Source organism: Thauera butanivorans NBRC 103042 (assembly GCF_001591165.1).
GTDB lineage: Bacteria > Pseudomonadota > Gammaproteobacteria > Burkholderiales > Rhodocyclaceae > Thauera > Thauera butanivorans.
This window is the reverse complement of record NZ_BCUG01000019.1, coordinates 42,870-68,818: the sequence shown is the minus strand read 5'-3', so window position 1 is coordinate 68,818 and position 25,949 is coordinate 42,870. Positions and strand designations below refer to the sequence as shown.

Sequence of the window (25,949 nt, the reverse complement as noted above, 5' to 3'; positions counted from 1 at the left end):
GCAGCTTAGACGAAGCCATCGTCGCCTCCCTTGCCCGCCATCATGACCTGGCCTTCCTCCGCCAGGCGGCGGACGATCTTGAGGATTTCCTTCTGCTCGGCCTCGACTTCGGACAGGCGGACCGGGCCGCGGGATTCGAGATCCTCGCGCAGCATCTCGGCCGCGCGGCTCGACATGTTCTTGAAGATCTTCTCGCGCAGCTCCGGCTGCGCGCCCTTGAGGGCGACGATCAGCGAATCGGACTGGACTTCGCGCAGCACGGTCTGGATGCCGCGGTCGTCGATGTCGAGCAGATTCTCGAACACGAACATCTCGTCGAGGATCTTCTGCGCCAGTTCGGGATCGTATTCGCGCACGTTGTCGATGATGCTGGTCTCGTAGGTCGAGCCGACGAAGTTGAGTATCTCCGCGGCATGGTGCACGCCGCCCATCGAGGCCTTCTTCACCGTCGATGCGCCGGCCAGCATGCGCGTCAGCGAATCGTTCAGTTCGCGCAGCGCGGCAGGCTGCACGCCGTCGAGCGTGGCGATGCGCAGTACCACGTCGTTGCGCAGGCGTTCGTTGAAATGCGTCAGGATCTCGCCGGCCTGGTCGAATTCGAGGTGGACCAGGATGGTGGCGATGATCTGCGGATGCTCGTTCTTGATCAGGTCGGCGGCGGTGCCGGCGTCCATCCACTTCAGGCTCTCGATGCCGGCGGTGTCCGAGCCCTGGATCATGCGTGCGAGCAGGTGGCTGGCGCGCTCGTCGCCCAGCGCCTTGGTCAGCATCAGGCGCAATTGCTCCTCGTCCGATTCGATCAGTGCGCCCTTGGCGAAATGCTCGATCATTTCCTCCAGCAGCGGTTCGACCTTGCTGCGCGACTGCGGCGGCATGCTCGCCATCTTCATGCCGAGACGCTGCACTTCGCGCGGGCCGAGGTGCTTCAGCACCTCGGCCGCTTCGTCGGCGCCGAGCGTCATCAGCAGCAGGGCAGCTTTTTCCAGGCCTTCTTCGGGTGTCGTCACTTGCGGCCCTCCTCGGCCACGCCCAGCCATTCCTTGACCAGATTGGCGACGGTCTTGGGATCGTCGCGGGCCAGCTCGCGGGCGCGGGCGAGGCGGCCTTCGTAGCTGTCGGCTTCATCCTCGCCCGACAGCGACACGACCACGCCGTCCTCGTCTTCGTCGCCGCCCACGCCACCCTGGCCGCCCTGGCCCGGTTCGGCCTGGGCATCCTTGGCCGGCTTCTCCTTCGGCGGTATCACCGTGCGCAGCAGCGGGCGCAGCACGCCGAAGTAGGCGAGCAGGATCGCGATCAGGATCAGCAGCCAGTTCAGCCCTTCGCGGCCGAGCTCGACCATTTCCGGATCCTTCCACAGCGGCGGCGCAGCGTCGTCGGTGTCGCGGGCAAAGGCGTTGTTGGCGACGTTGATCGAGTCGCCCCGGTCGGCGTTGTAGCCGACGGCTTCGCGCACGACGTTGGTGATGCGGGCGATTTCCTCGTCGGTCAGCGGCACCCGGGTCGGCTTGCCGTCCGGGCCGGGCATGCTGCGGTTGTTGACGACCACCGCCACCGACAGGCGCTTGATCTGGCCGACCGCCTGCTTGATGTGCTGGATGCTGCGGTCGACTTCGTAGTTGAGCACCGCGCTGCGGTTGCTGCTGATCACGCCCTGCGAGCCCTGCTGGCCTGCGCCGACCGGCGGCACGCTGAGCGGCGCGGTGGCCGGTACCGGCGGCTGGTTGGTGAGCGCGCCGGGAATGCCTTGCGGCCCCTGCAGCGGGTTGATGGTCTCGGTGGTCTGCTGGCTGCGGATTGCCTGGTCGGGCGAAGGGTTGGGCTTGTAGGTCTCGGCGGTCTGCTCGACCTGGTTGAAATCGACGGCGGCGGTGACCTGGGCGCGGAAGTTGTCCTTGCCGAACAGCGGCACCAGGATGTTGTCGATGCGCTCGATCAGGCCTTCCTCGACCATCCGCACGTACTGCAGCTGGTTGGCGTTGAGGCCGGCGCGCATCAGCGGGTCGGCCCGTTCGGTCAGCAGCTTGCCGCTCTGGTCGATGATCTTGACGCCTTCGGCGGTCATGCGCGGCACGCTGGACGACACCAGATGCACGATGCCGGCGACCTGGTTCTCGTCCAGGATGCGCCCCGGGCGCAGGTTCACCATCACCGACGCGGTCGGCTTCTGGTCGTCGCGCAGGAAGGCGGTCTGCTTGGGCATCGCCAGATGCACGCGGGCGCTGTCGACCGCCGAGATCGACTGCACGGTGCGCGACAGCTCGCCTTCGAGCGCGCGCTGGTAATTGACCTGTTCGTTGAACTGCGAGATGCCAAGTTTCTGCCCATCCATCAGCTCGAAGCCCGCCAGCCCGCCCTTGGGCAGGCCGGCCGCAGCCAGGCGCAGGCGGGTTTCGTGCACCTGCGCGCTGGGCACCAGGATCGCATTGCCGGTGGACGACATCCGGTAGGGCACGTTCTGCTGCTGCAGCGTGGCGATGACCTGGCCGCCGTCGCGCTCGTCGAGGTTGGAGTACAGCACCGCGTAGTCGGGCGGACGGTTCCACATCAGCAGGGCTGCGATCAGCGCGATCGTCAGCGCGAGCGCGGCCGCAGCGGCGATCTTCTGCTGCTGCGTCAGCGCCTTGACGTTCTCCAGCGCCTGCTGCAGGCGAGAGGGTTCGGTGGGCTCGGCAGGCCCGGTATTCGGTGCGTTCCCTGCGGGCGCCCCACCAATGGGCATCTCGGCAGTGTTCTCGGCAGCGGCCATGATGGCGGTCCACTTTTTCGGATGGGCGCATTGTCACGCGGCCCTGGCAAGGGTGGTCATGCGAATAGCGGCATTTTTTGCCGCCTGTTTGCCGGCTAAGATAGTGCCCACCATGATTAGAGTGCAGGGCGTGAATACGGAACCCAGCCATCCTTCTGCCGGATCGCCGGCCGCTCCGCTCGACGCGGCGCAGCTGGCCGAGGCGTTCGCGCTGTTCAACCGCGCTTCCGAGGAACTGTCGACCGCCTACAACGCGCTGCAGGCGCAGGTCGGGCAACTGACCGAGCGGCTGTCGGTGCTGATGGGCGCGCTGCCGGCAGCGGTCGTCGTCGTCGATCGCGCGGGCCTCGTCGTCCAGGTCAATCGTGCGGCCGAGGCCTTGTTCGGCGGCGCGCTGGTCGGCACCGCCTGGCGTGCCGCGTGGGCGCGCCTGCAGGCCACCGAGACGCCGGGCGAGTTCAGCTTCGCGGCGCCGGGCGAGGGCGGTAGTGCGGACGAGCCGCGGCGGCTGTCGCTGTCCGAATCCGCGCTCGAATCGGGCGACGAGCGGATCGTGCTGCTGCACGACATCACCGAAACACACCGCATGCGCCTCGCTTCAGAGCGCAACGAACGGCTCGCGGCGATGGGCGAGATGGTCGCGGGCCTGGCGCACCAACTGCGCACGCCGCTGGCCGCCGCGCTGCTCTACACGGGCAATCTGCGCCAGCCCGAGCTCGGCGCCGCGCAGCGCAGCCACGTCGCCGACCGCGCGCTGGAGCGCCTGCGCTACCTGGAACGCCTGATCCGCGACATGCTGCTGTTTGCCCGCGGCGACAGCCTGGGGCGCCAGCGCTTCCACGTCTGCGAACTGGCGGCGGAACTCGCCCATACGCTGGAGCCGCTGGCGAAGGCGAAGCAGATCGAGTTCGACGCGCACTGCGGCTGCGGCGACACCGAACTCCTTGGTGACCGCAAGGCACTGGGCGGCGCGTTGACGAATCTGCTCGAGAATGCCATCCAGGCCAGCGAGGCGGGTGGCTGCGTGCGCTTCGACGTCGCAAGCGTGCCGGCCGCCGACAGCGGCCTGGGTGTGGCCGCGGTGCGCTTCGCCGTCAGCGACGAAGGCCGGGGCATTCCGGCCGAGTTGCAGGAGCGCCTGTTCGAGCCTTTCTTCACCACGCGCGCCGAAGGCACCGGCCTCGGCCTTGCCATCGCGCGCGGCGTCGCACGCGGCCACGGCGGCGACATCCTGCTGCGTTCGGCGCCCGGCCAGGGTTCCACCTTCATCCTCAGTCTGCCGATGTCGCTCGAGTTGCCGGCAGACACGACTTCTTCGCCGTCACCGCCATGATCGAACACCTGAACATTCTCGTCGTCGAGGACGATGCCGCGCTGCGCGATGCCGTGTGCTTCACGCTGGAGATGGCCCGCCACGGCGTCACCGGCGTCGATGGCGGACCGGCGGCGCTGGCCGAACTCGAGCGCCAGCGCTTCAACCTCGTCGTCACCGACCTGCGCATGCAGCCGATGGACGGCCTCGAACTGCTGCACGAGATCCGCCTGCGCCAGCCGCAACTGCCGGTGCTGCTGATGACGGCCTACGGCGACGTCGACAAGGCGGTGGCAGCGATGCGCGGCGGTGCCTGCGACTTCCTGATGAAGCCCTTCGAACCCGAAGTGCTGCTGGAGAACGTGCGGCGCTACGCGGCGCTGCCGCCCGCCGCCGAGGATACCGTCGCCGAAGACCCGCATACCTGCAATCTGCTGGCACTGGCCGCGCGCGTGGCCGAGACCGACGCCACGGTGCTGCTGTCCGGCGAGTCCGGCACCGGCAAGGAAGTCTTCGCGCGCTACATCCACAGCCATTCGCCGCGCCGCAGCGGCCCCTTCATCGCGATCAACTGCGCGGCGATCCCCGAGAACCTGCTGGAGGCCACGCTGTTCGGCTACGAGAAGGGCGCTTTCACCGGCGCGCAGGCTGCACAGCCGGGCAAGTTCGAGCAGGCCCAGGGCGGCACCATCCTGCTCGACGAAATCTCCGAAATGCCGCTCGGCCTGCAGGCCAAGCTGCTGCGGGTGCTGCAGGAGCGCGAAGTCGAACGCGTCGGCGGCAAGAAGCCGGTGGTGCTCGACATCCGGGTGCTGGCCACCAGTAACCGCGACATGCAGAAGGAGATCGCCGCGGGCCGCTTCCGCGAGGACTTGTACTACCGGCTCAACGTCTTCCCGATCGCGATTCCCGCGCTGCGCGAGCGGCCGGGCGACATCGTGCCGCTGGCACGCCATTTCCTCTCCCAGCACGCTGCGCGGCTCAAGCGCCAGACCCGCCTGGCGCCCGAGGCCGAGAACCTGCTGCCGAGCTACGGCTGGCCGGGCAACGTGCGCGAACTTGAGAACACCTTGCAGCGCGCGCTGATCCTGACGCCCGGCGACACCGTCGGCGCCGAGACGCTGCGCCTGTGCCTGCCGCACTGGGACGGCGCCGCTGCGGCGCCGGCGGTGCAGATCGCTCCGGCGGCAGATTTTGCCGCGGCACCCAGCAAGGCGCCTGCCGCGCCGGCGGCAATGTTTGCCGCCAGCCAACCGTTGCCGCCGCAGACCGGGGCTGTCGCTGCAACTGCCCAGGCCGCTCGCCCGGCGAACATGAAGGATCTCGAACGCGAGCACATCCTCGGCACGCTGCGCGAACTGGGCGGATCGCGCAAGAAAACCGTCGAAAAGCTGGGAATCTCGGAACGAACCTTGCGCTACAAGCTGCAGCAGTACCGCGACGAAGGCTACGATGTCTAGCCGGTGGACGAACTGCATGGCGGTGGCACGGGCTTTGCTCTGCTAGACTGACGTCAACAGCGACAAACAGAGCGACACAGGCCGGGGAACCGAAGATCGGCAGACAGATCACAAGGCCGAAGACCTGGACCGGAGAGCGAGCATGGACACCCGTGGAATCGACCAGATGTTGAGCGAACTGCGCTCGGTATCCCAGGCTGCACAGAACAAGCCTGTGGAAACGGCTGCGCCCGCGGCGGGCGGCGTCAACTTCGCCGATGTGCTCGACAACGCCCTCAAGGACGTCAGCGCGGCCCAGTCCGAAGCACGCCAGATGGCGCAGGAGTTCTCTGCCGGCGACCCCAACGTCAATCTTCAGGACGTGATGGTCAACCTGCAGAAGGCCAACCTGTCCTTCCAGCAGATGGTGCAGGTGCGCAACCGCTTGGTCACCGCGTATCAGGACATCATGAACATGCCGGTCTGAGGGCGTCCAGCGAGGTCCATGGATGTCCAGTGTTTCGCGGTAATTAGCTGAAAAACAAAGAATTACGCCCTTGGGTCTTTCCAGGGGCGTTTTTGTTCGTCCATTGTATTCCGGCTCTCGTGTGGGTAAAGAACGGAAGGGATTCCGCCATGTCCGCACACACGCCGCTGGCCATCCTGCTCGAGTTGTCCGAAGAGAACCGCCTGACCTCGGACGACTTCACCCGCGCATTGAACGCCGCAAAAGTGCGTGCCACGAAGCCGGGCACTGCGCCCACCAAGTTCGCCGACGGGGGAGGGCTTACCCTCTATGTCCCGCCGACGGGTGCGAAGGTCTGGCGCTACCGCTACCGCCTTGGGGGCAAGGAGCAGATCCTCACTGTCGGCGCCTATCCCGATGTCTCTCTTGAACATGCCCGCGTCGCCCATAGGGCGGCGCGCTGGCTCGTGGCGCGCGGCATTCACCCACTGAGCTATGCCGAGCAGGAAGCCAAGCGGCGGGGGGGCGCGGCCGATGTGGGCTGCTCATCGAGCATCTCCAGCAAGCCGGAAAACGGATCCGCTGGAACGATGTCGGAGCGACGGCCACGGGAGCGGATCGTGCTGCTGCACGATGCCGTGATCCTGCAGCACATTGAACACCGCCGTGTTGTTCGACGGGATGCCGTCGATGCCCTGCGACAGCAGGTGGGCGCGCAGCTTGTCGGAGACCGTTTTGCTGACCAGCCACAAGGCATCCTGGGTCAGCCAGCCGTCCGAGGCTTGCGGCTGGTTCAACTTGAACTCCTCGCGCAGGAGGAAGCGCAGGCCGTCGAGGAGCTTGCGCTGCAGTGCATGCTTCGGGGCGGCCATCGCCTTCGCAGGGGCGCCGCCGAGTTGATGGGCGACCGATGCCTGGTCGGCCTGCACGACCAGTTCGGTCTAGCGTTCCAGCGGTGCGAGGTAGAGCGTGGCGAACTGCCGGCGGGACAGCGAGGTGCGCTGCCAGATGTCCTCCAGCAGCTTCTGTCGGCGCGGTGTCGCCAGCAGTGATGAGGCCGGCTCCGGCCGCATCAGCCCTTTTTGGGGCTCTATCGTGCGAGTGGGCAGCGTGGAGGTGGTGGGTGGCATCCGTTTGAGCCAGAACAGCGGGAGCATGGCAAACCCCAGATGACAAGGCCGGTCGGGGAGCCTTTTGGCCCTTTCGGGTAGGGCCTTTCCCCTTGATCCCCGTTCCCTTGCCCCTTCCCGACCCTTTGGCCTTCAATCCGTTGCGGTATAGGGCAAGCTGGCGGAGGGCTCCACTATCAATGTGAGGCTGACCCTGATCGGATTGGACCGCCGCTCCGGTTACTGTGCATGACGCCATCAACGGCCGGTGCAAAGCGATCACGCCATGGAGCGAATGTAGGCATGGTTTACATAATTGACAAAGGAGACATGGGAGAATAAAGTGCTTGTGTTTCAATCAAGCCTGCGGGGGTTGACCATGCCCAAGACCCTTGAATTCATCGCCGATCACCTGCCACCCATCACCGTGGATGATGTCGTGCGCCGCTTCTCCACCAGCGTCGAAATCCGGGATGCCCGGGCCTTTGCGGCCGAACTGCAGGAGTTCATGCATGAACGTGTGGAAGCAGTGGAGCTTCCGCCTTCCCTGGACCTGCCGCTGGGGGCGGAAACGACTGAGCAGGCCCTGGCGCGCAAGGCGGCCACGCTACGCGCCGACACTCGTTGGGTGCCGGGCGAGACCGACATCCAGCGCGGTCGCGCCGCGTTGCTGGAAGCCTTCGATCGGCCGCACAACCTGCCGCTGCCCGAATTTGCCCGGCTGGCAAACAAGTCGCGCCAGCAGATCTACAAGGACATCGACGCACGCCGGTTGCTGGCACTGAACGTGGGACCTCGCGGCCAGAAGCTGCCCGACTGGCAACTCGATCCCGTGAAGCGACACTTGACGCAGACCGTGCTGCAAGGGGCGGCCGAGGTCGACAACTGGACGCTGTACCGCGCCCTTTCCGAACCGCTCGAAGGCCTGGGCGGACGTTCGCCGGTCGAAGCCGTGACTGCCGATTCGGTAGACGAGGTGGCCAGGGCGGTATTCAATGCGCTGGGCATGCGTTGAGTCGGGGCTGGCGTGAGCATCGTGTTACCGCGGTTCCGAATCGCTGCAGGTACATTGCTCCAGCATTTGAGCCGCGTCGTCCATCGGGGCCAGCCGCTGTACTACGGGCGTGACGGCACCAACCGTTACGACGCGCTGGCCCGGGACTACGGCGTGCTCTACTTGGGCTGCGACCTCCCCACGGCATTGATGGAATCGGTATTCCACAAGCACCAGTGGGACAAGGACACGAAGCGTTCGATCGCTCTGGCAGAGGTCCGGAGCCGTCTGGTGCGCGCGGTCGGTGTGCTGGAGGATCTGAACCTCGCCGACCTCTCGGCCGAAGGTGTGATGGCCGGCTACTTCGGCTTGAATCTGGAGCAGTTGGCTGGTCGTGGCTACACGCACACGCAGCAGGTGTCCGGCCAAGTGCATGCGATGCTGGGTAGCGATGATGTGCCGTTGTTCGACGGCGTGCTTTATCCGTCGCGCAACAACTACCCTGCCACGAGCATCGCTCTGTTCGAAAGCGCCAAGGAGAAGGTCAAGGTATTCGAGGATATCGACTTGGTTGACCATGTCGACTGGCCGCGTTTCGTAGCAAAGTACCGCATCGGTGTGGAGCCTGATCCTGGCCCGGTTGGCCTGCCGTGAGCCAAGTCTGGAAAGGTACTCTGTTGGAGATGCAAGAAGGTGAGTCGGGCGTACCGGCTGCTTCCGAGGGTGACCGAGCCGGCGTAGTAGCCATTGGACGCCGCGGGTGCGCCGTGGCCGGGGTGGGCTCGCTGTCCAGGGCGCGCTGTCGGCTTTCGTTGTCTCCGACCTCCAGGTTGGGCGAACGTGTCGCTCCTCTCGATCCGTGAACCGTCACGACTGATTCAAGCTGACAGGAATATCCGCCTTCGGGCGATTCCATCCCGTTTCGGGTGGCGGTGCCGGCGACTCCATCCATAAGCTCCTTCCGTTGTCGGCGAGGCTGCTGCCGCAGAATCAGGACAGGTGGGAACTGCATTGACGCACGGATTCGATCTTTCGTTCGACAGGCTCGAAGAGCATTTCCGGTGCGATGCTGCGACGGATGCGGTGTGGGAGCGGTTGGTCGGCGAGGCGAAGCATGCGTACGCAACCGACCCCGCGCTGCGTGCGATCATCACCGAGATCATCCTTGTGAAACAGGATTTCTACTCTGCTCTGAGCGGGTTGCTGGCACGCAAACTGTGCGATCCGACCTTGCCATTGAGCCTGTGGGAGACGCTGTTCGCCGAGGCAAAGGTGGGTTGCCCCGGCCGTGATGCGACGGCGCAGGAGGACTTGGTGGCGGTCGTCGCCCGAGATCCTGCAACCGAAGACATCTTGACCCCGTTCCTTTGCTACAAGGGCTTTCATGCCCTGCAATGCCACCGCGTCGGACACTGGCTGTGGAGCCAGGGGCGGCGCACCGCGGCACGGATCGTGCAGAGCCGAGTCTCGGAGGTGTTCAGTGTCGACATTCACCCGGCGGTCTCCATGGGGCGTCGCGTATTCATCGACCACGGCACCGGCATTGTCATCGGTGAAACGGCAGTGGTCGGCGACGACGTGTCGATCCTCCAGCACGTGACTCTGGGAGGCACGGGGAAGGGCCGGGGCGATCGTCATCCGAAGATTCGCGATGGCGTTCTTCTCTCGGCGAATGCCACGGTCCTGGGAAACATCGAGATTGGCCGCGGCGCCACAGTGGGGGCCGGCAGTGTCGTCCTCAAAAGCGTGCCACCGTTAGCGACTGTCGTCGGCGTACCGGCGCGCACTTTGGGCGGATGACCGCGGCGTTTCGGTGCTGCTGCGCCTGGTGTCGAGCGGTGTTGGGTACGCCGGTCACGCTCGTCGTCTGCAATGCCGGGGGGTGAGCGAGATCGGAACGCGTGTTGTTGCATTGAGCTGCGCCGGATTGCGGAAGGAGGCGACTGGAGGCGGGGAAGGGGGCAACCAACTCGAGCGTGACGCCAGTTCGGCTCAGTGCTCGTGTCCGGGAGTTTCGAGTGAACCTTCGCCACCTTCGCTGCTTCATCACGGTTGCCGAAGAACTGTATTTCGGGCGGGCCGCCGAGCGACTGCATATCGAGAAATCGCCGCTGTCTCGCGCCATCAAGAAGCTGGAATCCGATGTCGGCGCGCGGCTGGTGCAGTCATCTATGTTCGGACATCACAGCAGCACAAGCGGATGTCGAGATGCTGAACCGTGGGCGGATCGTGTGCCGCAAACAATGAGTACTGGCGAAGTACTGGCGAGCTCCCGGATTCGCTCCAGTGCGCTGTCAACGGGGTCTGCGGGCGATGATGACCCTGATCAGGCGACCATTCTGTCACCCTCTGGAAAGGCGGTTCACCGCGAGAGGTTCTGCAAGTCCCACATGTCGCGATACAGCTCTCCAGCCCGCAGGAGTTCGTCGTGGGAGCCGCGCTCGATGATCCGCCCCCGCGCGAGCAGCAGTATCTGGTCGGCGTGTTGGATGGTGTGCAGCCGATGGGCGATCACGATGACGGTGCGCCCTTTGATCAGGCGCGAGATCGCCTCCTGTATCTCATGCTGCGCTTCTGGATCGACCGAGGCGGTGGCCTCGTCGAGCAGCAGCACGGGGGCGTCCTTCAGCAGGGCGCGCGCGATGGAGAGCCGCTGGCGCTGGCCGCCGGAGAGGCGTTGGCCGTTCTCGCCGATGGGGGTTTCATAACCCTGTGGGAGTTGCCGGATGAACTCGTCGCACCAGGCGGCACGGCAGGCGGCCATCACGTCGGCGTCGGTGGCGTCTGGACGGCCGATGCGCACGTTCTCCAGCACGCTGCCGTCGAACAGCTGGACGTCCTGGAAAACGAAGCTCAGGTGGTCGTAGAGCCGGTCCGGACCCAGGTCGCGGAGCTCGACGCCACCGAGGGTGATCCGGCCCTCCTGTGGATCGAAGAAGCGGGCCAGAAGGTGGAGCAGGGTGCTCTTGCCGCTGCCCGATGGACCGACCACGGCGACGATCCGGCCTTGGGGTGCGCGGAAGGAGACATCCCTGAGCACCCACTCGGCGCCGGCGTCATAACGAAAGCCGACGCCCTCGAAGGCCACCTCGAACCCGTCGGGCTCGGCAGGTTTCGGCGAATCGGGGAGAGGTGGGCGGTCGAGCAGCGCCTGAACGCGGGCCTCGCTCCGGGCCATGGCGCGCAGCTCCGTGAGAAAGGCGGCGGCATCCAGCAGCGGATCGAGCAGCTTGTAGGCGACCATCGCGAACAGGAGCCAGTGCAGCGGCGCGAGCCCGTCACCCTTGGCCAGCCAGGCGCCGCACAGCAGCAGCGCCACCAACCCCAGCTCCAGGCAGAGGCGATAGAGTTGCACCGAACCGCCGGCCCAGGCCTCGACCCCCATGCTGCTGTTGCGGATCGCCTCGAAGCGCCGGTCCAGCCGCTCCCACCAGGCTCCGGCGCGGTTGAACAGCCGCAGGGTGCGTATGCCGGTGACGAACTCCACCAGCAGGCCGGACACCTCCAGGAACTGCTCCTGCTTGCGATCGGCGCGCGCGAGGAAGAAGCGGCGCGCCGCATTGAGCGCCGCAACGGCCAGCGGCAGCGTGACGACCAGGCTCAATGCCAGGCGCCAGTCGATCCAGAGCAAGGCGATCACGAACAGCAAGGGCACGGCCGCCGCGGCCACCCATTCGGCCGTCAGGTGGGTGAAGATCTTCTCCACCCGGTTGACGTCGTCGGTGAGCACCGAGGCCAGGCGTCCAGAGCTTTCCTGTTGCAGGGATCCCAGAGGCAGGCGCCGCACGTGGTCGATTACCGTTTCCCTGTAGGACCCGGTGAGTTCGTAGGCCCCGGTGAAGCTCCGCAGCTGGCCCAGGTAGGAGAACACGAGTTGCCCTGCCAGTAGGACGCCCAGTGCCACGCCGTACGTCACCATCCGGTCATCGTTGCCGATCGTTTCCACAAGCTCCAGGCCTGTGCCGCTCTTCTGCAGCAGCTCATCGAACCAGGCATAGGCGAGAAAGAAGGGGGCGATGGAGAAGACGCGCTCCATTACCCGCAGTGACAAACCCCAATAGAACAGGCGTGGGCCTCGCTTGCCCGCCCGGATCACACGCTTCAGGAGATCAAGAAATGCCCGCATCGACCAACTCCTCCTTTCCGATCGTCCAGCTCTCGCCGACACTCTGTCGGTGCCACAGCCGCTGATAGAGACCACATCGGGCGAGGAGCTCGCCATGGCGACCCGCGTCCACCAGCCGGCCGCTTTCCATGACCAGGACCTGGTCGGCCTGTTCTATGGTGTAGAGGCGGTGGGCGATCACCAGCAGCGTCTTGTGCGGGTACGCCTCGTGCAGCGCCTCGTAGAAGGCGCGCTCGGTCAGGCTGTCGGCGAACGCGGTCGCCTCGTCCAGCACCAGCACGGGGGTGTCGGCCAGCAGGGCGCGGGCGATGGCGATGCGCTGGCGCTCTCCGCCCGAGAGTCGCACCCCGCGCTCGCCGACGCGTGTGCCGTAACCTTCGGGCAGCGCCGAGATGAAGGCGTCGGCCTGGGCGACGCGGGCAGCCTGCCGAACCGTCGCCTCGTCGGCTTCGGGGCATGCCAGTTGCAGGTTCTCCATCAGCGTACCGCGGAACAGAAAGGCCTCCTGGGTGGCCACCGAGATCAGTGAGGCCCGCTGCGTTTCGTCGAGGATGTCCAGGGAGATGCCACCCAATCGGACGGTCCCTTGTTGCGGCTGTGCCAAACCGCCCAGCAGATGGGCAACGGTGGACTTGCCTGCCCCGGAGGGTCCCACCATCGCCGTCAGCTTGCCGGGAGGCAGCTCGAAAGAGAGATCTCGCAGCACTGGCGTGTCGTCATAGGCGAAGGAGACTGCGTTGAAGCCGACTGCAGGCGTTGCTGGGAGTGCGACGGGAGATCTTGGGACCGGAGGGGGCCAGGCGAGGAAGGGGGCAATGCGGCGCATGCTTCCTAGGATTTCACGGATCTCGGAGGACAGGCGCGCCACCTTGAAGAGCGGCTTGAGCATGCCCGTGCCGAGCATCACGGCCAGGATCAGGTCCGGCAGGGACAGCGCTCCGTGGCTCATCAACCATGCGCCGGTCGGCAGGATGAAGAAGATGTTGGCCCCGAGCAGTACCGTGAACACCGACCAGCCCGGTACGGTCCGTCGAATGACCGCTGCGATGAGGTTCTGGTAGCGGTCCAGCACACTCCGCATGCGGCGGAAGGAGCCGGCCTCCTGACGGAAGGCCTTCATCACCGGGATGTTGCGCACGTACTCGACCGTCGCCCCGCTGAGCTCGCCGACTGCGCTGTCGAAGTCGCCGATGCGCTCGCTCATTCCTCGCATGAACAGGCCCTGCGCCAGGGCCGCCAGAGGTACCGCCGCCAGCGCCGCCAGCGCCAGACGCCAGTCCAGCCAGATCAGCAACAGCGCCACGAACAGGGGGCCGGCCAGTGCAGCCATGCATTCCACCGAGTGGTGCGCGATGAACTGCTCCAACCGCTCCACGTCCTGCATGACGATCTTCTTCAGCTTGCCTGAACTGTAGCCTTGCAGCCAGGTGAGTGGCGCCCACACCAGCCGCCGGGCCAGGTCCCGCCGCAGGTTCGCGAGGACCTGATAGGCCGCGCGGTGGCTGAGGTAGTAGGCGATGGAATACAGCCCGTACTTGGCCACCAGCACCACGGCCATCCACCCCGCGAGGCGGGTCAGTCCATCGGCAACCTGCGTACCGGACAGTACCAGTACGATGGACTGATAGAGCAGCCAATAGGGCAGCAACTCGAACAGGGCAGCTGCGACGGCCACCGATACGGCTGTCAGCAGGGGACCTCTTTCGTCATGCAGCAGGCCAAGCAGTACGTGCCAGGGCGCCGGGTGGGGACGGATGGTCATCCTGTCTCTCCTTGGCGCATAAGGTCGCGGCGGACGGCGTTCACCTCGAACAGGGAGCCCCGCAGGGTGGTGTGGTGCGCGATCTCATCGACGGTCGAGATGGCGCGGTGACCCTCTCCATTCGGCCTTTCATCGATCTGATGCACGAATGAACAGTCCTTCGGGGGAACTGCATTAGTGGACACGACGGCTGCCGAAGGGATGAGCGGATACGGAGAACAGAAGAAATGCAGGAGCATGGCGGATCCACGGGTTTGCTTCGAACGAGGGAAACAAGCCTATCCATCAAGCCGCTCTCGCGACTCCCCGCATCGGAAGCGAGACTGTCCGGATCGGGAGTCATTTGTCCAAGGACCCGTGCAGCGCGGGGAGGCAGTCAGCCTCATTTCTTGCGAATGAGTCGCATTTACTGTATAAGCATAAAGTGCTTGATGATTCCACTGTCGTCCAGGAGGAGCCAATGCGATGCGTGGTCACACAACCCGTTGAACTCGCGACTCCGTTGCGAACCTCGAAGCTCCTTGGTGGAGAACACCTCGCAGACCAGCCTGAGGCCGAAGGGCATTGCGCGTTCAAGGCCGCGTTGGTCGAACCGCGGCCGGGAATGGTCGTCGGCCTGTACAACGGCAATGGACGCGACGCGTTGCAGGTCGACCTGCTCAATGACAGCTGCTATGTCCATTTCTCCTGCCTGCTTTGCGGGACGTCGAGGGGAAGGGTAAGAGGGATTTCGATCGCTCCGCGGGTCGGGGAAGGGCACATTGGATATGCGCCGGGAGAGCGGTTCTCGGTGTGGTACAGCCCGGACTACCGCCATCTGGAACTCATGCTGACCCCCGAAGCGCTGGGCGAGTTGGTGGGTGATGAGTTCGAACGCATCGGTGATATAGAGAGCGGTTTCATCATGCGGGCAACGCCGCCGGGCAGCAGGACCATTGATGCCGCGATGCGCTTGGCGCAACGCGTCGAAACCCCGGGTACGTCGCCATTGCTGCTGCATGCGGCGGTATTGGAGTTCCTCGGCTGGCATCTCGAGGGATTGAACCGCAACGGCGTGCAGGGTGCCGTGCCGCTTCGAGAACGCAAGCGCCTGCTGGCGGCGCGGGAACGCCTGCTCGAAGACCTGAGTGCGCCGCCCACGATCGCGGAGTTGGCCATGGAGGTAGGGCTCAATCAACTGAAACTGAAACGGGGCTTCAGGTCGCTGTTCGGCATGGGCGTCTATTCACTGTTTCAGCGCCACCGCATGGAGCGGGCAAGGGAGCTGCTGTATCACTACAATGTGACGGAAACGGCGCTGATGCTGGGATACAGCAACATCAGCCACTTCAGCACCGCGTTCCGAAAGCAGTTCGGCGTGCTGCCCGGCGAGGCGCGCAAGAACACGCTCATATCGGTGCAGTGCCCCTCCCATTTGTCGAGCGGCATCTCGGGATCTGCCTGACGACAGCAGGTGGTTCCAGGATGCATCGTGGTGCAGCGTCGCCAGTTTCAGATGCCGCGCTCGATTCTCAGCAGTCGTAGCTTCTTCCAGGGGGATAGGCATGCGACGGCGAGGTGGGCGCCGCCCTCCAGCTTCCTGTGCTCGGCATGCCAGAGTTCATCCCCATGTCTGCACCGGTATCGTGTCGGCGTGGTCGGCTCCAGCCGCAGCTGCGTGAATGGCAGCGCCAGGCCGATCCCGACCGCCTTGCTGACCGCCTCCTTCAAGGTCCAGGCGGTATAGAAGCGCTCGGCGGGGGAGTCCGGTTCGGGGGCAAGGCGGTCGTCCGGGTGCAGCGCGAGGGACAGCATTACCTCGGGGAGCGCGCAGTCTCCCTGTTCGATGTCGACGCCCACGGGAGCGGAGCGGGATATCGCCAGTACCACCAAGTCTCCGCTGTGGGAGAGGTTGAAATGGATTTCGGATCCCACCAGTTGGGGCTTTCCCGCCCATTGGCGTTCGAAGCGCAGCTGCGCTCCGGGCGCATCGAGCAACACGCCGAGCAGGCGCCGTTTCAAGGCGTGGGCGGCGAAGAAGCGATCCCGGTCGGCGGCGACACGGAACTGCCGGCTGCGGTCGAGCTCATCGGCCGAGAGCAGGGTCGGGGCAAACCCGGCCAGGTCGGCATACCGGGCGGTTGCCACGAGCAGTTCTCCTGCTTCCAGCCTCGATCCACCGGTGGCACCGCCCCAGGTCAGGACATCGGTGTCACCGAGGGTGGGCACGGTCCAGCGGCGGCGGCTCGGTCGGTTCGCCTTGCGCCAGGATGAAATCGGCCATGTCCGCAGAGGCCCGCGAGCGAATTCCCATGTGGTCGGTGTCGGCGAGCACGGTAAGGCGGCCCCTGTCGGGGCGCGCCGTGGCGAACAGCCGATCGAGCCTGACTGCAGAGATCAGCTCGTCGCGATCACCGATCAACGCCAGCACCGGCGCCGACAGCGCCGCCAGCCGCTGGCTCGCGGGCTGCTCGGAGAACAGCCGTCGCAGCAGAGTGCGGTCATAGACGTCGGTCAGCAACGGATCGCGCCCAGCGCCCGTGAAGCTCCAGTTCTGTCTGATGGTTGGATAGCCGTCGACGAACAGGCCGGCGGGGTTGATCGAGTTCATCGTGCAGATCAGGGGATCTTGTCCGCTTCCAGCGAGTCCGCCTGGTTGCCCTGCAGGGGCGCCAGGGGCGCCAGGGGCGCCGGGACGACCCCGGCCAGTTGGCAGCCCCAGAACAGCGTGACGAAGGCACGCGAATCGCTTAGCACGAAGAGGCATAAGTCACCCGGCCGCCAGCCCTTCGCCAGCAGCAGGCGCGCCGCCATGCGCGACTCGTCTCGAAGCTCGGCGTAGGTCTGCAGATCCTCTGTGCCGTCGAGTGGTGAGACATGGACGATGCCCCTGTCGGGAAACATCGATGCGGTGCGTTCCAGCATTTGCGGCAGGGTGGCGATACCGTGACGGGAGATGGCCGGGATGGATTCTGGTCGGTTCATGGTGTTGTCCTTTACGAATCAAAGCCTGGCTGGAAGGACCCGGGTGTCAGCCCGAAAGCGGCAGCGGCGGCACGGTCAGCGCTCCGACGACGAACAACAGGGCGCCGAGCGCCAGAACGGCCGCCGTTCGCGGAGTGACGGCAAACGGGACCGCTGCCCGGTAGTCCTGGAACGTCTGGCCGAAGCGCGGACGCAGTACCCATCGCTCCTCGGCGAGGTTGAAGCCCGCGCTGATGGCGAAGTAGAGCGGCAGCAGGAGCGTGGTGAACAGCGCGCCGGTGGCGAGGCAGACGCCGAGATGGGCGAGGAAGTCGCCCAGGAACATCGGGTGTCGGACACGCCCATAGGGGCCGTCGGTAAGCAGCGTGGAAGGGGTCAGGAAGTCGCGCATGCCGGCGCCGGTGGCGGTCTGGTTGGAGCGGACGGTGCGCAGCGCCTGAACCCCGTAGAACAGGGCCATGGCAAGTCCGATCAGGCCGACCGCGAGGCCGATGGCCGAGGTCTGCAGGATCCCTTCGGGCAGCGACGGAAAGCGCGGTTGCGGCAGAAACGGCATCACGTACCAGATCACCGAGGTCAACAGGCTGATCCAGTACAGGACACCGCAGAGCCGCCTGGGGGGTGGTTCTCGTCGCCCGAGCCAGAAGGTGGCGTAGCCGGCCACGGCGCAGCCGAGGGATATCAGCAGCGCGATGACCTGATTGCTCCAGTCGCCACCATGGGTTGCTGCGATGGCTGCGTAGTTCTCAAGCAACGAGGTGGTGAGCCGAGAGGCTTGTTCGTGCATGGGGGGCTCCATTCACTCTCCGGTGGCGGATGCTTCGGGAATCGCGTCGAGGCGGCGGGCGGCGGGTTTGGTCAGGACCGTGCGCAAGAAGAGGGCAACGGCGAGGCCGGCAAGGGCGGTGAAGGCGAAGGCGGCGCCATAGCCGAGCAGGCCGGCGAGGTGGGTCGCCGCGCCGATGGCGGCGATGTTGCCGATCGCTTCGACGCACTGGAAAGCGGTGAAATCGGTGCCTGCCTGTTCCTTCGATGACCAGCGCATGAAGAGGACGAAGGCGGCGACGTAGGCGATGTTGATGCTGATGTTCTCGAGCAGCAGGGCGGGGAGGAGTTGGGCGAGATCGGTCTGGCCGATGGCGGCCAGGATGGCGAGCACGCCCATGCCGAGCGCGGAGAGCGCCACGAAGGTCACCAGGGTCCGCTCTGCCCCGAGTCGCGTGGTGACGGCACCACCCAGAAACGCGAATACCGTGCCCAGGCCGATCAAGGCGGTGCCGGAGATCATGCCGACCACGTCGAGGCCGTAGCCGGCGTCGACGAGGTAGGGGTGCAGCAGCGCCTCGCCGCCGGCGCTTCCAGCCTTGAAGAGGCCGGCGACGGCCAGCAGAACCCAGATCCCGGGGCGCCGGAGGAGCGCGCGCAGCGATGCCCGTTTTGGCGCGGCATTCTCCCCGCCTGGGGGCGGCGTGGCTACGCCCTCGGGCCGCAAGAGAACGGGGAGCGTCAGCAGGCCCGTCACGATGCCCAGTCCCATCATGGCCGCCGCCCAACTCAGATGCTCGACGACGATGAGCACGCCGCTGCCGCCGAGCAACATGCCCAGGCAGAAGCCACCGATCTGCAGGCTGTTGCCGAAGGCGTGTTGCTCGCGGGCGAGTTGCTCGACCGCGTAGCCGTCGGTGGCGATGTCCTGGGTGGCGCAGAGCAGATTGATCAGTACGAGCGCCATGGCGAAGCCGACAATCGGCGTGCTTCCTGGGGGGAGATGGGCAAGGGCGGCGAAGCCCGCCGCGGTGGCGACTTGCAGCGGTACGATCCAGCTGCGCCGGTGGCCGAAGCGGGCCAGCCCATGATTGTCGACCAGCGGACCCCAGAGGAGCTTGAAGGCCCACGGCAGCATGACCAGCGCGAAGATCCCCAGGCTCTCCACGGGGTGCCCAGCCTGGCGCAGGATCGCGGGCATGGCGATCATGGCCAGGCCGAACGGCAGCCCCTGGGTGAGGTAGAGCGAGCCGATGACTGCGTATTTTCCTCGCATGACGTTCTCCTTGACCGCGTCAGAAGCGGGCGCTGACGGTCACGCCGAAGGCGCGCGGCCGCCCGGCCTGGGCGCGCGGGCCGAGCCCCGGGAAGTCGTAGGCGAACTCGGCATAGCCCTCGTCCAGCAGGTTCTTGCCCCAGAGGTACGCCTCCCAGTTGTCGCCCTCCACGCCGAGTCGCAGGTTGACCAGGTTGTAGGCACTCTCCTTCAGGGTGTTGGCCGTATCCCAGTGGAAGTCACCGGTGCGCTGCAGCTCCAGGCGGGAGAACAGCACGGTGGAGGGGCCGATGGGCCGGCGGTTCTGCACCGCCAGGTTGAACATCTGCCTTGGCACGAAGGGCACGCGGTTGCCGGCATAGTCGGCGCCGAGCACGTCGTCACGGTACTCGTCGAACTTGGCGTCGGTGTAGCTGAAACCTGCGTTGACATCCCAGCCGGGGGCTGGGCGCAGGACCAGTTCGGCTTCCAGCCCCTGGCTGCGGGATTCGCCGGCGTTGCGAACCACGCTGCCGATGCTGGGCGTCAACTGGATGACTTGCTGATCGGTCAGGTTGATGCGAAACAGGGCCAGGTTGAACGACAGCCGCTTCTGCCAGCCTGACCACTTGAGTCCCGCCTCGTAGTTGATGCTGTGCTCGGGATCGAAGTTGGCGTCGGCCGGATCCACGTTCATCAAGGTGTTGAAGCCGCCGGCCCGGTATCCCTTGGCAGCGTTGGCGTACCAGAGGATGTTTGCGTCAGGCTTGTAGGCGAGCGCGATCTTCGGCAGCCATTCTTTGAAGACGCGGCGGTCGTTCAGGCCACCCTCGCTGCCCGGAACCGGGGCGCCCCCCATTTCCATGCGGGTGTGCATCCTGACACGGCGCCTGTCATGATCCCGACGCAGGCCGGCGGTAAGGGTGACGTGGTCGGTGATGCGGAAATCCAGTTGGCCGAACAGGGCGTATCCCTGGTCATCCTTGTCGGCGTCCAGAACGCTGTCCATGGGGGCGGGAACGAACCCCATGGCGACTGCATCGCTGCCGAACCTCGATCGCGTCACGATGCCGGTGTCTTCCTGGTAGTAATAGAGGCCGGCCATCCAGCGCAGCGCGCTCTCCGTTTCGGGGGATGCCAGCCGCAGTTCCTGGGTCAGTTGTTTCCGGTGCTCTTGGGTATTTTCCTGAACGATATCCAGAGGCGAACCATCGGTATCGCCGACCCCGTCGTTCTCCCAGTCGCGCCAGCCGGTGATGGAGGTCACCCGCACGCCGGGGGCGTTCCAGTTCAGGCTGAGCGAGCTTCCGAAGGCGTCGTGGTTGTCGTGCCCGGCGAAGTCATTGCGCACGCGGTCCGGGTGATCGCGTATCTCCTGCAACGGGCCCAGCGGGTAGGCGCCGCCCCGGAGCCGTTCCGCATCCAGCGACAGGGTGACGTCGAGGTCGGTGGAGGGTGCCCAGCGCAGGTTGGCACGCAGGCTCTGGTCGTCGCGGTCGTCTGCCTTCTTGCCGAGATGGGTGTTGTCGACGTATCCATCGCGCTTCGTTGCGGACGCCGACAGGCCGAGAAACAGTCTGTCCTCCACGAGCGGGGTGCGCAGGCTGCCCTTGAGTTCGCGCTGGCCGAAGTTTCCGGCGCCTGCGCTCACGCGCGCCTCGGTCTCGTTCGTGGGCTGTCGGGTGACAATGTTGATCACGCCGGCGAGGGCGTTCCGTCCGTAGAGTGTCCCTTGCGGTCCGCGCAGAACCTCGACACGTTCCACTTCGAAGAGGTCCATGTCGAACATGCCGTCACTGGTGTAGCCGACGCCGTCGACGTAGAAGCCCACCGCCGGCTCGCCGTAGGTGGCGCCCACGCCGCGCATGAAGACGTGGCTGTTGCGCCTGCCGCCCCAGGTGGAGATGTGGAGATTCGGCACCTGGTTGGCGATCTCGACGATGGTCTGGATGCCGGCATCGTCGATCTGGTCGCCGGTGATTGCCGAGATGCTCGCCGGGACGTCCTGCAGCGCGGCGGGGCGTTTCTCCGCAGTGACGGTTACGGCCTCGAGTTGGTAGATTTCACCGGTTTCCCGGCCGCTCGTGGGCGTCTCGTCGGCGGCGGCCGCACCGGGCACCAGCATCTGCGCGGCAAGGAGGAGTGTTGCACCTCTCAATGTCACTCGTTTCATCTTCGCTGCTTGCATGAACAGTTCCTTTCGTCGTGCAAGATGACGACATTTGATTTCTTATGGGAATGAGAATCATATTTAAATGGAGGGCCGCGATTCCCCGGATCGGGACGTGTACCGCCCTGATCGGGATTCTCTTCACAACGGGCGCCGATCACTGCTGTCGGCAAATGTCTTGTGAGGTGAGGAAAGTGGCAATGAAAGTGGGCCTGTTGCTGGTCATCGCGATGGATGTCGTTGGGGCGATCGCACGGCGGTCTGGCTGAGGGCAGTGAAAACGACGCCGCACTGTCGGTTCTGATGTCGTTGCGGCAGACTGTTGGCAGTGGTCAATTCGTGACAGACAACGGACGCGAGGTGCGATGAGTACAGACAACAACCAGGTTCACCGACGTGGACTGATTGACCACCCGGGTCTTCAGGTGCTGATGCCTCACCTGCAGACCTATCTGCTCAAAGGATTGACCGAACTGCGGTCAGGCGGAGAGACGTTCTCAGGGACCGCGGTGGAGATCTATGCGGCGGGCGTGGCCGACCGGGTATCGGAGTTGGATAACGCACTGTCAGCCCTCCGTTTGACCATGGGCTTCGTGATGGAGTTGGGGAGCCAACCCAGTCCGGACCCCGACGTGTACGGTTCCCGAAACAGACGCAGTGCCGGCATCAGAAGCTGGCGCTCAGGCCGGCGAAGTAACGCCGCCCTTCGTCCGCCCGGCCGTAAAGATCGGCATCGTCGTTGCCCAGGCGCTTGTCGCTCAGGTTCTCGATGCCGGCGTGCAGGCTGAGGCCGGACTTCAGCTCGTAGTCCACATACCAGTGCACCAGGGTGTAGCCCGGGCGCTCGCCCAGGGTAGCCGAACGGTACTGCGAGCCGACGTATTCCGCTCGCACGCGGGTGGCGAGCCGGTCCTGCGGTGCCCAGGCCAGCGTGAGGTTGGCACGGTGGCGGGAACGGTCGGCGAGGCGCTCGTCGTTGCTGAGGTCGCGTGCGTCCAGCCAGGTGTAGTTGGCTTCCAGCCGCCACAACGCGGCCAGATCCGCCGCTGCCGTCAGCTCCAGGCCTTGCAGCCGCACCCGGGAGACGTTCTCGTAGTTCAGGCAGACGCGCCCGCGTTCGGAGCAGGTGAGCTGCCGCACGGTTTCGATCAGGTTGCGGACGTCGTTGCGGAACACCGTGGCGCTGGCCGACCAGCGGCCGAGCTCGTAGGCCGCGCCGAGCTCGAATGAGCGGTTGGTTTCGGGCTCCAGCTCCGGGTTGCCGCGGATGATGCCGCGCCCGCCCATGGCGGCGCGGGACTCGAATTCGGGCGAGAGCTGCTTCAGCGTGGGCGCCTTGAAACCGCGGCCGACGCCAGCCTTCAAGGTCAGTGCGTCGTCGGGGCGGAACAGCAGATAGGCGCGCGGACTGGTTTCCCAGCCGAAGTCCTCGTGGTGGTCGAAGCGGCTGCCCAGCACCAGCTCCCAACGCTCGCCCAGCAGGATCTCGTCCTGGGCGAAGAGCGCATGATGGTTCAGCGCCTTCTTGCCGGAGCGGTTGACGCTCGGATCCTCCAGGCTCTCGCGCCGGGTTTCGAGGCCGAAGGTGAGCTTGTGGGCTTCGCCCGCGATGAAACCGATCCGGCCGTCGAGCACGGTGTCGACGAAGCGGTTCGGACCGGTGGCGCCGTCGCTGCGCCAGGCCTTGCGGTCGAGCGTGCTGCGATACAGTCTGAGCTGGCTGTCGCCCCAGCTCCAGTTGCCGGCGTGAGTGAGGGCGTAGCGGCGGCGCTGGACTTCGTTTTCGCTGCGGTAGATCGCTCTTCCCGAAGCGCCGCGCACGCCGTCCAGTTCCTCGTTGCCGGCATCGACCGAGAGATCGATGCGCTGGCGCTCGTCTGGTGTCCAGCTCAGCCCGAGGTGCCCTGTCTTTGCGCGCTGGTCGTCGAGTGCGGTCAGCATGGTATTGGCCTCGTCGCGCAAGGCGTCGCGGTGGCGGTATTCGCCCCAGGCCTTGAAACCCAGAGTGCCCGGCAGCAGCGGCCCGCTGACGTAGAAGCCGCCCTTGTACTGATTGCCGTCCAGGCTGTGGTCGTTGATTAGCGCCTGGGTGCTGACGGAGCCGCGCCAGCGGTCGGTGGCGGAACGGGTGATGATGTTGACCACGCCGCCGAGCGCTTCGGAGCCATACAGCGAGGAGATCGGGCCCCGCACCACTTCCACGCGCTCGATGGCTTCCGTCGGCACCCAGCCGAGTTCGAAATCCGAATGAGCGATGGCCGATCCAGAGGAGTTGATGCGCTGGCCGTCGATCAGCATCAGTGTGTGTTCGGAGCTCATGCCGCGGATCGAAATGCCGCGCCGCCCCATGCCGAGATCGTCCAGGCCGATGCCGGGCGAGTTGCGCACGGCATCGGCGAGGTCATTGACGGGACGCTGGCGAAGAGATTCGCCGTCGATCACGGCAACGCTGGCGGGTGCATCGGCTACCTCCCGTGCCGAGGCGGTGGCGATGACGACGATGGATGGCAGGGCAGCGACTGTTTCACGCTTGTCTGCGCTGTTGTGCGCGGCAGCAATGCCTGGGCCCAGGCATTGCTGCCCGATGCCGCCAGCGCGAGCAGGCAGGCCCTGGCGATTCCACGATTCACATCCATCTTCGACATCCTTTCCTTGTTCCGGCCTGATCCGACGGCTTCCGGCGCTGGGCCGGGGTTCAGCCCTTGTGCTTGTTCTTCGCGCAGCCCTGGCGCGCCTTGAAGCGCGGGTTGCTCTTGCAGATGACGTACAGGCGGCCGCGGCGGCGGACGATCTGGCAGTCGCGGTGACGGTTCTTGGCTTCCTTGAGGGATGACAGAACTTGCATGGGACAACCTCCTTCCTGCTGGATGGATTGAATGGAACGGGTTGGAGTCTTGTTGCCGGCGAAGGGAGGACCGTGCCGTTGCACGCGCGTGGCCTGCTCCTGGCGCTATGGAAGTGCGTTCAGGGCCAATTCGGGAAAGGGTTGTGCCAGCCTGTCCACGCCTGCGGCCCGAGTGCCATCTCTTCGTCGGTCAACAGACAGGAGTCGAAGCGTGTGCGCAGTGCCGCCTCGTCCATGTCCATGCCGATCAGCACGATTTCCTGGCGGGCGTCGCCGACTTCCTTGTCCCAGTGCTGCTTGATCGCGGCCACGGCTTCGGGGTCTTGCGGCCAGTGCTCCGGCGGTGCCGAGGCCCACCAGTAGCCGGCCACGCCATGGCGTGCCACGGCGCCTGCCTGTGACCAGGAGCCGACCATCGACGGGTGGCTGGCGAGCCAGAAGAAGCCTTTGGAGCGCACCACACCGGGCCACTCGTCCTCGATCCAGGCGAAGAAGCGTTCGGGATGGAAGGGGCGGCGGGCGCAGTAGACGAAGCTGCCGATGCCATATTCGTCGGTCTCGGGCACATGCGTGCCACGCATTTCCTGCAGCCAGCCCGGCGCCTGGGCGGCGGCGGCGAAGTCGAACAGGCCGGTGTTCAGCACGCGATCCAGCGCCACCTTGCCGAACTCGGCGACTTCGATGCGGGCGCGCGGGTTCAGGCCACGCAGGATGGCCATCAGGCGTTCGCGTTCCTCGGCGCCGACCAGATCGATCTTGTTGAGCACGATGACGTCGCAGAATTCGACCTGCTCGATCAGCAGATCGACCACGGTACGGCGGTCCTCCGCCCCGAGCGACTCGCCGCGTGTCTGCAGGCTGTCGCGCGAGCCGTAGTCGTGCAGGAAGTTGCGGGCGTCGACCACCGTGACCATCGTGTCCAGCTGCGCCAGGTCGTTGAGGCAGCGTCCGTCCTCGCCTTCGAAGGTAAAGGTCTCGGCGACCGGCAAGGGTTCGGAGATGCCGGTGGATTCGATCACCAACTGGTCGAAGCTCCCATCGCGGGCGAGGCGTTCGACTTCGACCAACAGGTCTTCGCGCAGGGTGCAGCAGATGCAGCCATTGCTCATCTCGACCAGCTTCTCGTCGGTACGGGACAGTTCGGCGCCGCCGTTGCGAACCAGCGCGGCGTCGATATTGACCTCGGACATGTCGTTGACGATGACCGCGACCCTGCGTCCTTCACGGTTGTGCAGGATGTGGTTCAGCAAGGTGGTCTTGCCGGCGCCGAGGAAGCCCGAGAGCACGGTCACCGGCAGTTTTTTCTGTTGCGGCTGGGAAAGGTCTGCGTTCATTGCTCGTCAATTCAGTAAAAGCGCGATCGGTTATGTTATAATATAACAAAAGGCGTTTCAACGAGCGTGCATACCTCCGGGCGGAGGCTTCGCCAGCGGCAGGGGGTGGAAGTCGGCCCTCAGGCCGTCGGGCAGTTCCCGCAGATGCCGCGGATTTCGACGATGGCGCTTTCCATCCTGAATGCGTGGGCCTGCGACAAATCCGTCAGGTGCTGCTCGATGGCGTGATCGGCGAATTCCTGCACCGATCCGCAGCGCTTGCAGATTGCAAAGGCGACCAGGTCATGCTCATGCTCGTGCGGATGCGCACAGGCGACGAAGGCGTTGAGGCTGTCCAGCTTGTGGGCGAGTCCGCAACTGACCAGTTTGTCCAGCGCCCGATAGACCTGCGGTGGAGCCTTGATCCCCTCGTCGCGGAGCTGCTCGAGCAGCGCATACGCGCTGGTCGGCTCCTTGGCACGCTGCAGCGCATTCAACACCAGCGTCTGGTGCCTGGTGAGTGTCGGACTGGGCATTCCCTGTTTCTCCAATCGGTTCGTCTCCTGGCGTCCGCCAGGTGAAGCACATGCGTGTCGATGAGCTTCGGCACCATCCTGCCGATGGGGGCCGGGCAGGTATATCTCAGGTCTTATAGAGGACTTTTGCGCGTTGGCCTTGAC

The 25,949-nt window shown here is 65.5% G+C and carries 22 protein-coding genes and 3 pseudogenes; 9 read left to right on the top strand and 16 right to left on the bottom strand.

Annotated features, from left to right (window positions below):
* Nucleotides 1–5: 5 nt before the first annotated feature.
* Entirely contained in the window at nucleotides 6–1,007 is a 1,002-nt protein-coding gene (gene fliG / locus TBU01S_RS09405) for a flagellar motor switch protein FliG (protein WP_068636383.1), read from the bottom strand.
* Nucleotides 1,004–2,749, bottom strand: coding sequence for a flagellar basal-body MS-ring/collar protein FliF (fliF, locus tag TBU01S_RS09400; protein WP_068636382.1), 1,746 nt, complete (start codon nucleotides 2,747–2,749; stop codon nucleotides 1,004–1,006). Before fliF ends, fliG begins: the two co-directional genes overlap by 4 nt.
* Nucleotides 2,750–2,861: 112 nt before the next feature.
* Between fliF and TBU01S_RS09395 the strand changes: the two genes are divergently transcribed.
* The 4 genes and pseudogenes from TBU01S_RS09395 to TBU01S_RS24975 form a co-directional block, all read left to right on the top strand.
* Nucleotides 2,862–4,082: a sensor histidine kinase gene (locus TBU01S_RS09395; protein ID WP_068636381.1), complete on the top strand. Its 1,221-nt coding sequence runs from the start codon at nucleotides 2,862–2,864 to the stop codon at nucleotides 4,080–4,082.
* Nucleotides 4,079–5,521, top strand: coding sequence for a sigma-54-dependent transcriptional regulator (locus tag TBU01S_RS09390; protein WP_068636380.1), 1,443 nt, complete (start codon nucleotides 4,079–4,081; stop codon nucleotides 5,519–5,521). The genes TBU01S_RS09395 and TBU01S_RS09390 overlap by 4 nt, the downstream gene beginning before the upstream one ends.
* A 142-nt stretch (nucleotides 5,522–5,663) precedes the next feature.
* A complete protein-coding gene (fliE, locus tag TBU01S_RS09385; protein ID WP_068636379.1) occupies nucleotides 5,664–5,987 on the top strand; it encodes a flagellar hook-basal body complex protein FliE in 324 nt (107 codons plus the stop codon).
* Between the two features lie 149 nt (nucleotides 5,988–6,136).
* Nucleotides 6,137–6,457 (top strand): annotated as a pseudogene (locus TBU01S_RS24975) (Arm DNA-binding domain-containing protein); the annotation flags it as partial.
* Nucleotides 6,458–6,595: 138 nt separating this feature from the next.
* Here the strand turns inward: TBU01S_RS24975 and TBU01S_RS25270 are convergent.
* Nucleotides 6,596–7,123, bottom strand: a pseudogene (locus TBU01S_RS25270) (TraI domain-containing protein); the annotation flags it as partial.
* A gap of 331 nt (nucleotides 7,124–7,454) precedes the next feature.
* On the opposite strand from TBU01S_RS25270, the gene TBU01S_RS09375 reads away from it, so the two are divergent.
* The 4 genes and pseudogenes from TBU01S_RS09375 to TBU01S_RS25220 form a co-directional block, all read left to right on the top strand.
* Complete coding sequence (locus tag TBU01S_RS09375) at nucleotides 7,455–8,090, top strand: integrase (protein WP_068636377.1); 636 nt, start codon at nucleotides 7,455–7,457, stop codon at nucleotides 8,088–8,090.
* Nucleotides 8,091–8,102: 12 nt separating this feature from the next.
* On the top strand, nucleotides 8,103–8,723 hold the full coding sequence (locus tag TBU01S_RS09370; RefSeq protein WP_068636376.1) for an RES family NAD+ phosphorylase: 621 nt from the start codon (nucleotides 8,103–8,105) through the stop codon (nucleotides 8,721–8,723).
* A gap of 357 nt (nucleotides 8,724–9,080) precedes the next feature.
* Nucleotides 9,081–9,869: a serine O-acetyltransferase gene (cysE, locus tag TBU01S_RS09365; protein WP_068636375.1), complete on the top strand. Its 789-nt coding sequence runs from the start codon at nucleotides 9,081–9,083 to the stop codon at nucleotides 9,867–9,869.
* A 176-nt stretch (nucleotides 9,870–10,045) separates the two neighbouring features.
* Nucleotides 10,046–10,177, top strand: a pseudogene (locus tag TBU01S_RS25220) (LysR family transcriptional regulator); the annotation flags it as partial.
* Between the two features lie 254 nt (nucleotides 10,178–10,431).
* On the opposite strand, the gene TBU01S_RS09360 reads toward TBU01S_RS25220, so the two are convergent.
* From TBU01S_RS09360 to TBU01S_RS09350, 3 genes are read right to left on the bottom strand one after another with little or no spacing between them, the layout of a single operon-like run.
* Entirely contained in the window at nucleotides 10,432–12,195 is a 1,764-nt protein-coding gene (locus TBU01S_RS09360; protein ID WP_068636374.1) for an ABC transporter ATP-binding protein, read from the bottom strand.
* Nucleotides 12,179–13,957 (bottom strand): ABC transporter ATP-binding protein, encoded by a 1,779-nt coding sequence (locus TBU01S_RS09355; RefSeq protein WP_068636373.1) that lies wholly within the window; start codon nucleotides 13,955–13,957, stop codon nucleotides 12,179–12,181. The genes TBU01S_RS09360 and TBU01S_RS09355 overlap by 17 nt, the downstream gene beginning before the upstream one ends.
* Nucleotides 13,954–14,196 carry a hypothetical protein gene (locus TBU01S_RS09350; RefSeq protein WP_068636372.1) on the bottom strand — a complete coding sequence of 81 codons (243 nt, stop codon included), beginning with the start codon at nucleotides 14,194–14,196 and terminating at the stop codon, nucleotides 13,954–13,956. Before TBU01S_RS09350 ends, TBU01S_RS09355 begins: the two co-directional genes overlap by 4 nt.
* Nucleotides 14,197–14,426: 230 nt before the next feature.
* Here TBU01S_RS09350 and TBU01S_RS09345 point away from each other — a divergent pair, with 230 nt between their 5' ends.
* A complete protein-coding gene (locus TBU01S_RS09345; RefSeq protein WP_217999589.1) occupies nucleotides 14,427–15,401 on the top strand; it encodes a helix-turn-helix transcriptional regulator in 975 nt (324 codons plus the stop codon).
* Nucleotides 15,402–15,448: 47 nt separating this feature from the next.
* Here TBU01S_RS09345 and TBU01S_RS09340 read toward each other — a convergent pair whose 3' ends face one another.
* The 10 genes from TBU01S_RS09340 to TBU01S_RS09290 all read right to left on the bottom strand — a co-directional run bounded on the left by TBU01S_RS09340 (nucleotide 15,449) and on the right by TBU01S_RS09290 (nucleotide 25,805).
* Nucleotides 15,449–16,084: a 4'-phosphopantetheinyl transferase family protein gene (locus TBU01S_RS09340; RefSeq protein ID WP_157659116.1), complete on the bottom strand. Its 636-nt coding sequence runs from the start codon at nucleotides 16,082–16,084 to the stop codon at nucleotides 15,449–15,451.
* 64 nt (nucleotides 16,085–16,148) lie between these two features.
* Nucleotides 16,149–16,547 carry an alpha/beta fold hydrolase gene (locus tag TBU01S_RS23825; protein ID WP_068636370.1) on the bottom strand — a complete coding sequence of 133 codons (399 nt, stop codon included), beginning with the start codon at nucleotides 16,545–16,547 and terminating at the stop codon, nucleotides 16,149–16,151.
* Between the two features lie 8 nt (nucleotides 16,548–16,555).
* Nucleotides 16,556–16,921, bottom strand: a complete 366-nt coding sequence (locus TBU01S_RS09330) for an AMP-binding protein (protein ID WP_083953538.1) — start codon at nucleotides 16,919–16,921, stop codon at nucleotides 16,556–16,558.
* Nucleotides 16,922–16,967: 46 nt separating this feature from the next.
* On the bottom strand, nucleotides 16,968–17,708 hold the full coding sequence (locus TBU01S_RS09325) for a methyltransferase family protein (protein ID WP_068636368.1): 741 nt from the start codon (nucleotides 17,706–17,708) through the stop codon (nucleotides 16,968–16,970).
* 12 nt (nucleotides 17,709–17,720) lie between these two features.
* A complete protein-coding gene (locus TBU01S_RS09320; RefSeq protein ID WP_068636367.1) occupies nucleotides 17,721–18,962 on the bottom strand; it encodes an MFS transporter in 1,242 nt (413 codons plus the stop codon).
* A gap of 19 nt (nucleotides 18,963–18,981) precedes the next feature.
* Nucleotides 18,982–21,129, bottom strand: a complete 2,148-nt coding sequence (locus TBU01S_RS09315; RefSeq protein WP_083953536.1) for a TonB-dependent receptor — start codon at nucleotides 21,127–21,129, stop codon at nucleotides 18,982–18,984.
* 648 nt (nucleotides 21,130–21,777) lie between these two features.
* A complete protein-coding gene (locus TBU01S_RS09305; protein ID WP_217999588.1) occupies nucleotides 21,778–23,553 on the bottom strand; it encodes a TonB-dependent receptor domain-containing protein in 1,776 nt (591 codons plus the stop codon).
* A gap of 253 nt (nucleotides 23,554–23,806) precedes the next feature.
* Nucleotides 23,807–23,956: a type B 50S ribosomal protein L36 gene (gene ykgO, locus TBU01S_RS09300; protein ID WP_068636363.1), complete on the bottom strand. Its 150-nt coding sequence runs from the start codon at nucleotides 23,954–23,956 to the stop codon at nucleotides 23,807–23,809.
* A gap of 119 nt (nucleotides 23,957–24,075) precedes the next feature.
* The gene (gene zigA / locus TBU01S_RS09295; protein WP_068636362.1) at nucleotides 24,076–25,290 is read right to left on the bottom strand and encodes a zinc metallochaperone GTPase ZigA; all 1,215 of its coding nucleotides are present in this window, start codon (nucleotides 25,288–25,290) and stop codon (nucleotides 24,076–24,078) included.
* Between the two features lie 119 nt (nucleotides 25,291–25,409).
* Nucleotides 25,410–25,805 carry a Fur family transcriptional regulator gene (locus tag TBU01S_RS09290; protein WP_068636361.1) on the bottom strand — a complete coding sequence of 132 codons (396 nt, stop codon included), beginning with the start codon at nucleotides 25,803–25,805 and terminating at the stop codon, nucleotides 25,410–25,412.
* Nucleotides 25,806–25,949 lie beyond the last annotated feature (144 nt).

Excerpts from the sequence above, each read along its gene's own strand:
- fliF (WP_068636382.1), bottom strand. The coding sequence starts at position 2,749 with ATGGCCGCTGCCGAGAACACTGCCGAGATGCCCATTGGTGGGGCGCCC.
- TBU01S_RS09350 (WP_068636372.1), bottom strand. The coding sequence starts at position 14,196 with ATGCTCCTGCATTTCTTCTGTTCTCCGTATCCGCTCATCCCTTCGGCA.
- TBU01S_RS23825 (WP_068636370.1), bottom strand. The coding sequence starts at position 16,547 with ATGAACTCGATCAACCCCGCCGGCCTGTTCGTCGACGGCTATCCAACC.
- TBU01S_RS09360 (WP_068636374.1), bottom strand. The coding sequence starts at position 12,195 with ATGCGGGCATTTCTTGATCTCCTGAAGCGTGTGATCCGGGCGGGCAAG.
- TBU01S_RS09375 (WP_068636377.1), top strand. The coding sequence starts at position 7,455 with ATGCCCAAGACCCTTGAATTCATCGCCGATCACCTGCCACCCATCACC.
- TBU01S_RS09390 (WP_068636380.1), top strand. The coding sequence starts at position 4,079 with ATGATCGAACACCTGAACATTCTCGTCGTCGAGGACGATGCCGCGCTG.
- TBU01S_RS09325 (WP_068636368.1), bottom strand. The coding sequence starts at position 17,708 with ATGCACGAACAAGCCTCTCGGCTCACCACCTCGTTGCTTGAGAACTAC.
- TBU01S_RS09320 (WP_068636367.1), bottom strand. The coding sequence starts at position 18,962 with ATGCGAGGAAAATACGCAGTCATCGGCTCGCTCTACCTCACCCAGGGG.
- TBU01S_RS09355 (WP_068636373.1), bottom strand. The coding sequence starts at position 13,957 with ATGACCATCCGTCCCCACCCGGCGCCCTGGCACGTACTGCTTGGCCTG.
- TBU01S_RS09395 (WP_068636381.1), top strand. The coding sequence starts at position 2,862 with ATGATTAGAGTGCAGGGCGTGAATACGGAACCCAGCCATCCTTCTGCC.
- zigA (WP_068636362.1), bottom strand. The coding sequence starts at position 25,290 with ATGAACGCAGACCTTTCCCAGCCGCAACAGAAAAAACTGCCGGTGACC.
- TBU01S_RS09290 (WP_068636361.1), bottom strand. The coding sequence starts at position 25,805 with ATGCCCAGTCCGACACTCACCAGGCACCAGACGCTGGTGTTGAATGCG.
- ykgO (WP_068636363.1), bottom strand. The coding sequence starts at position 23,956 with ATGCAAGTTCTGTCATCCCTCAAGGAAGCCAAGAACCGTCACCGCGAC.
- TBU01S_RS09315 (WP_083953536.1), bottom strand. The coding sequence starts at position 21,129 with ATGCAAGCAGCGAAGATGAAACGAGTGACATTGAGAGGTGCAACACTC.
- TBU01S_RS09330 (WP_083953538.1), bottom strand. The coding sequence starts at position 16,921 with ATGAACCGACCAGAATCCATCCCGGCCATCTCCCGTCACGGTATCGCC.
- fliE (WP_068636379.1), top strand. The coding sequence starts at position 5,664 with ATGGACACCCGTGGAATCGACCAGATGTTGAGCGAACTGCGCTCGGTA.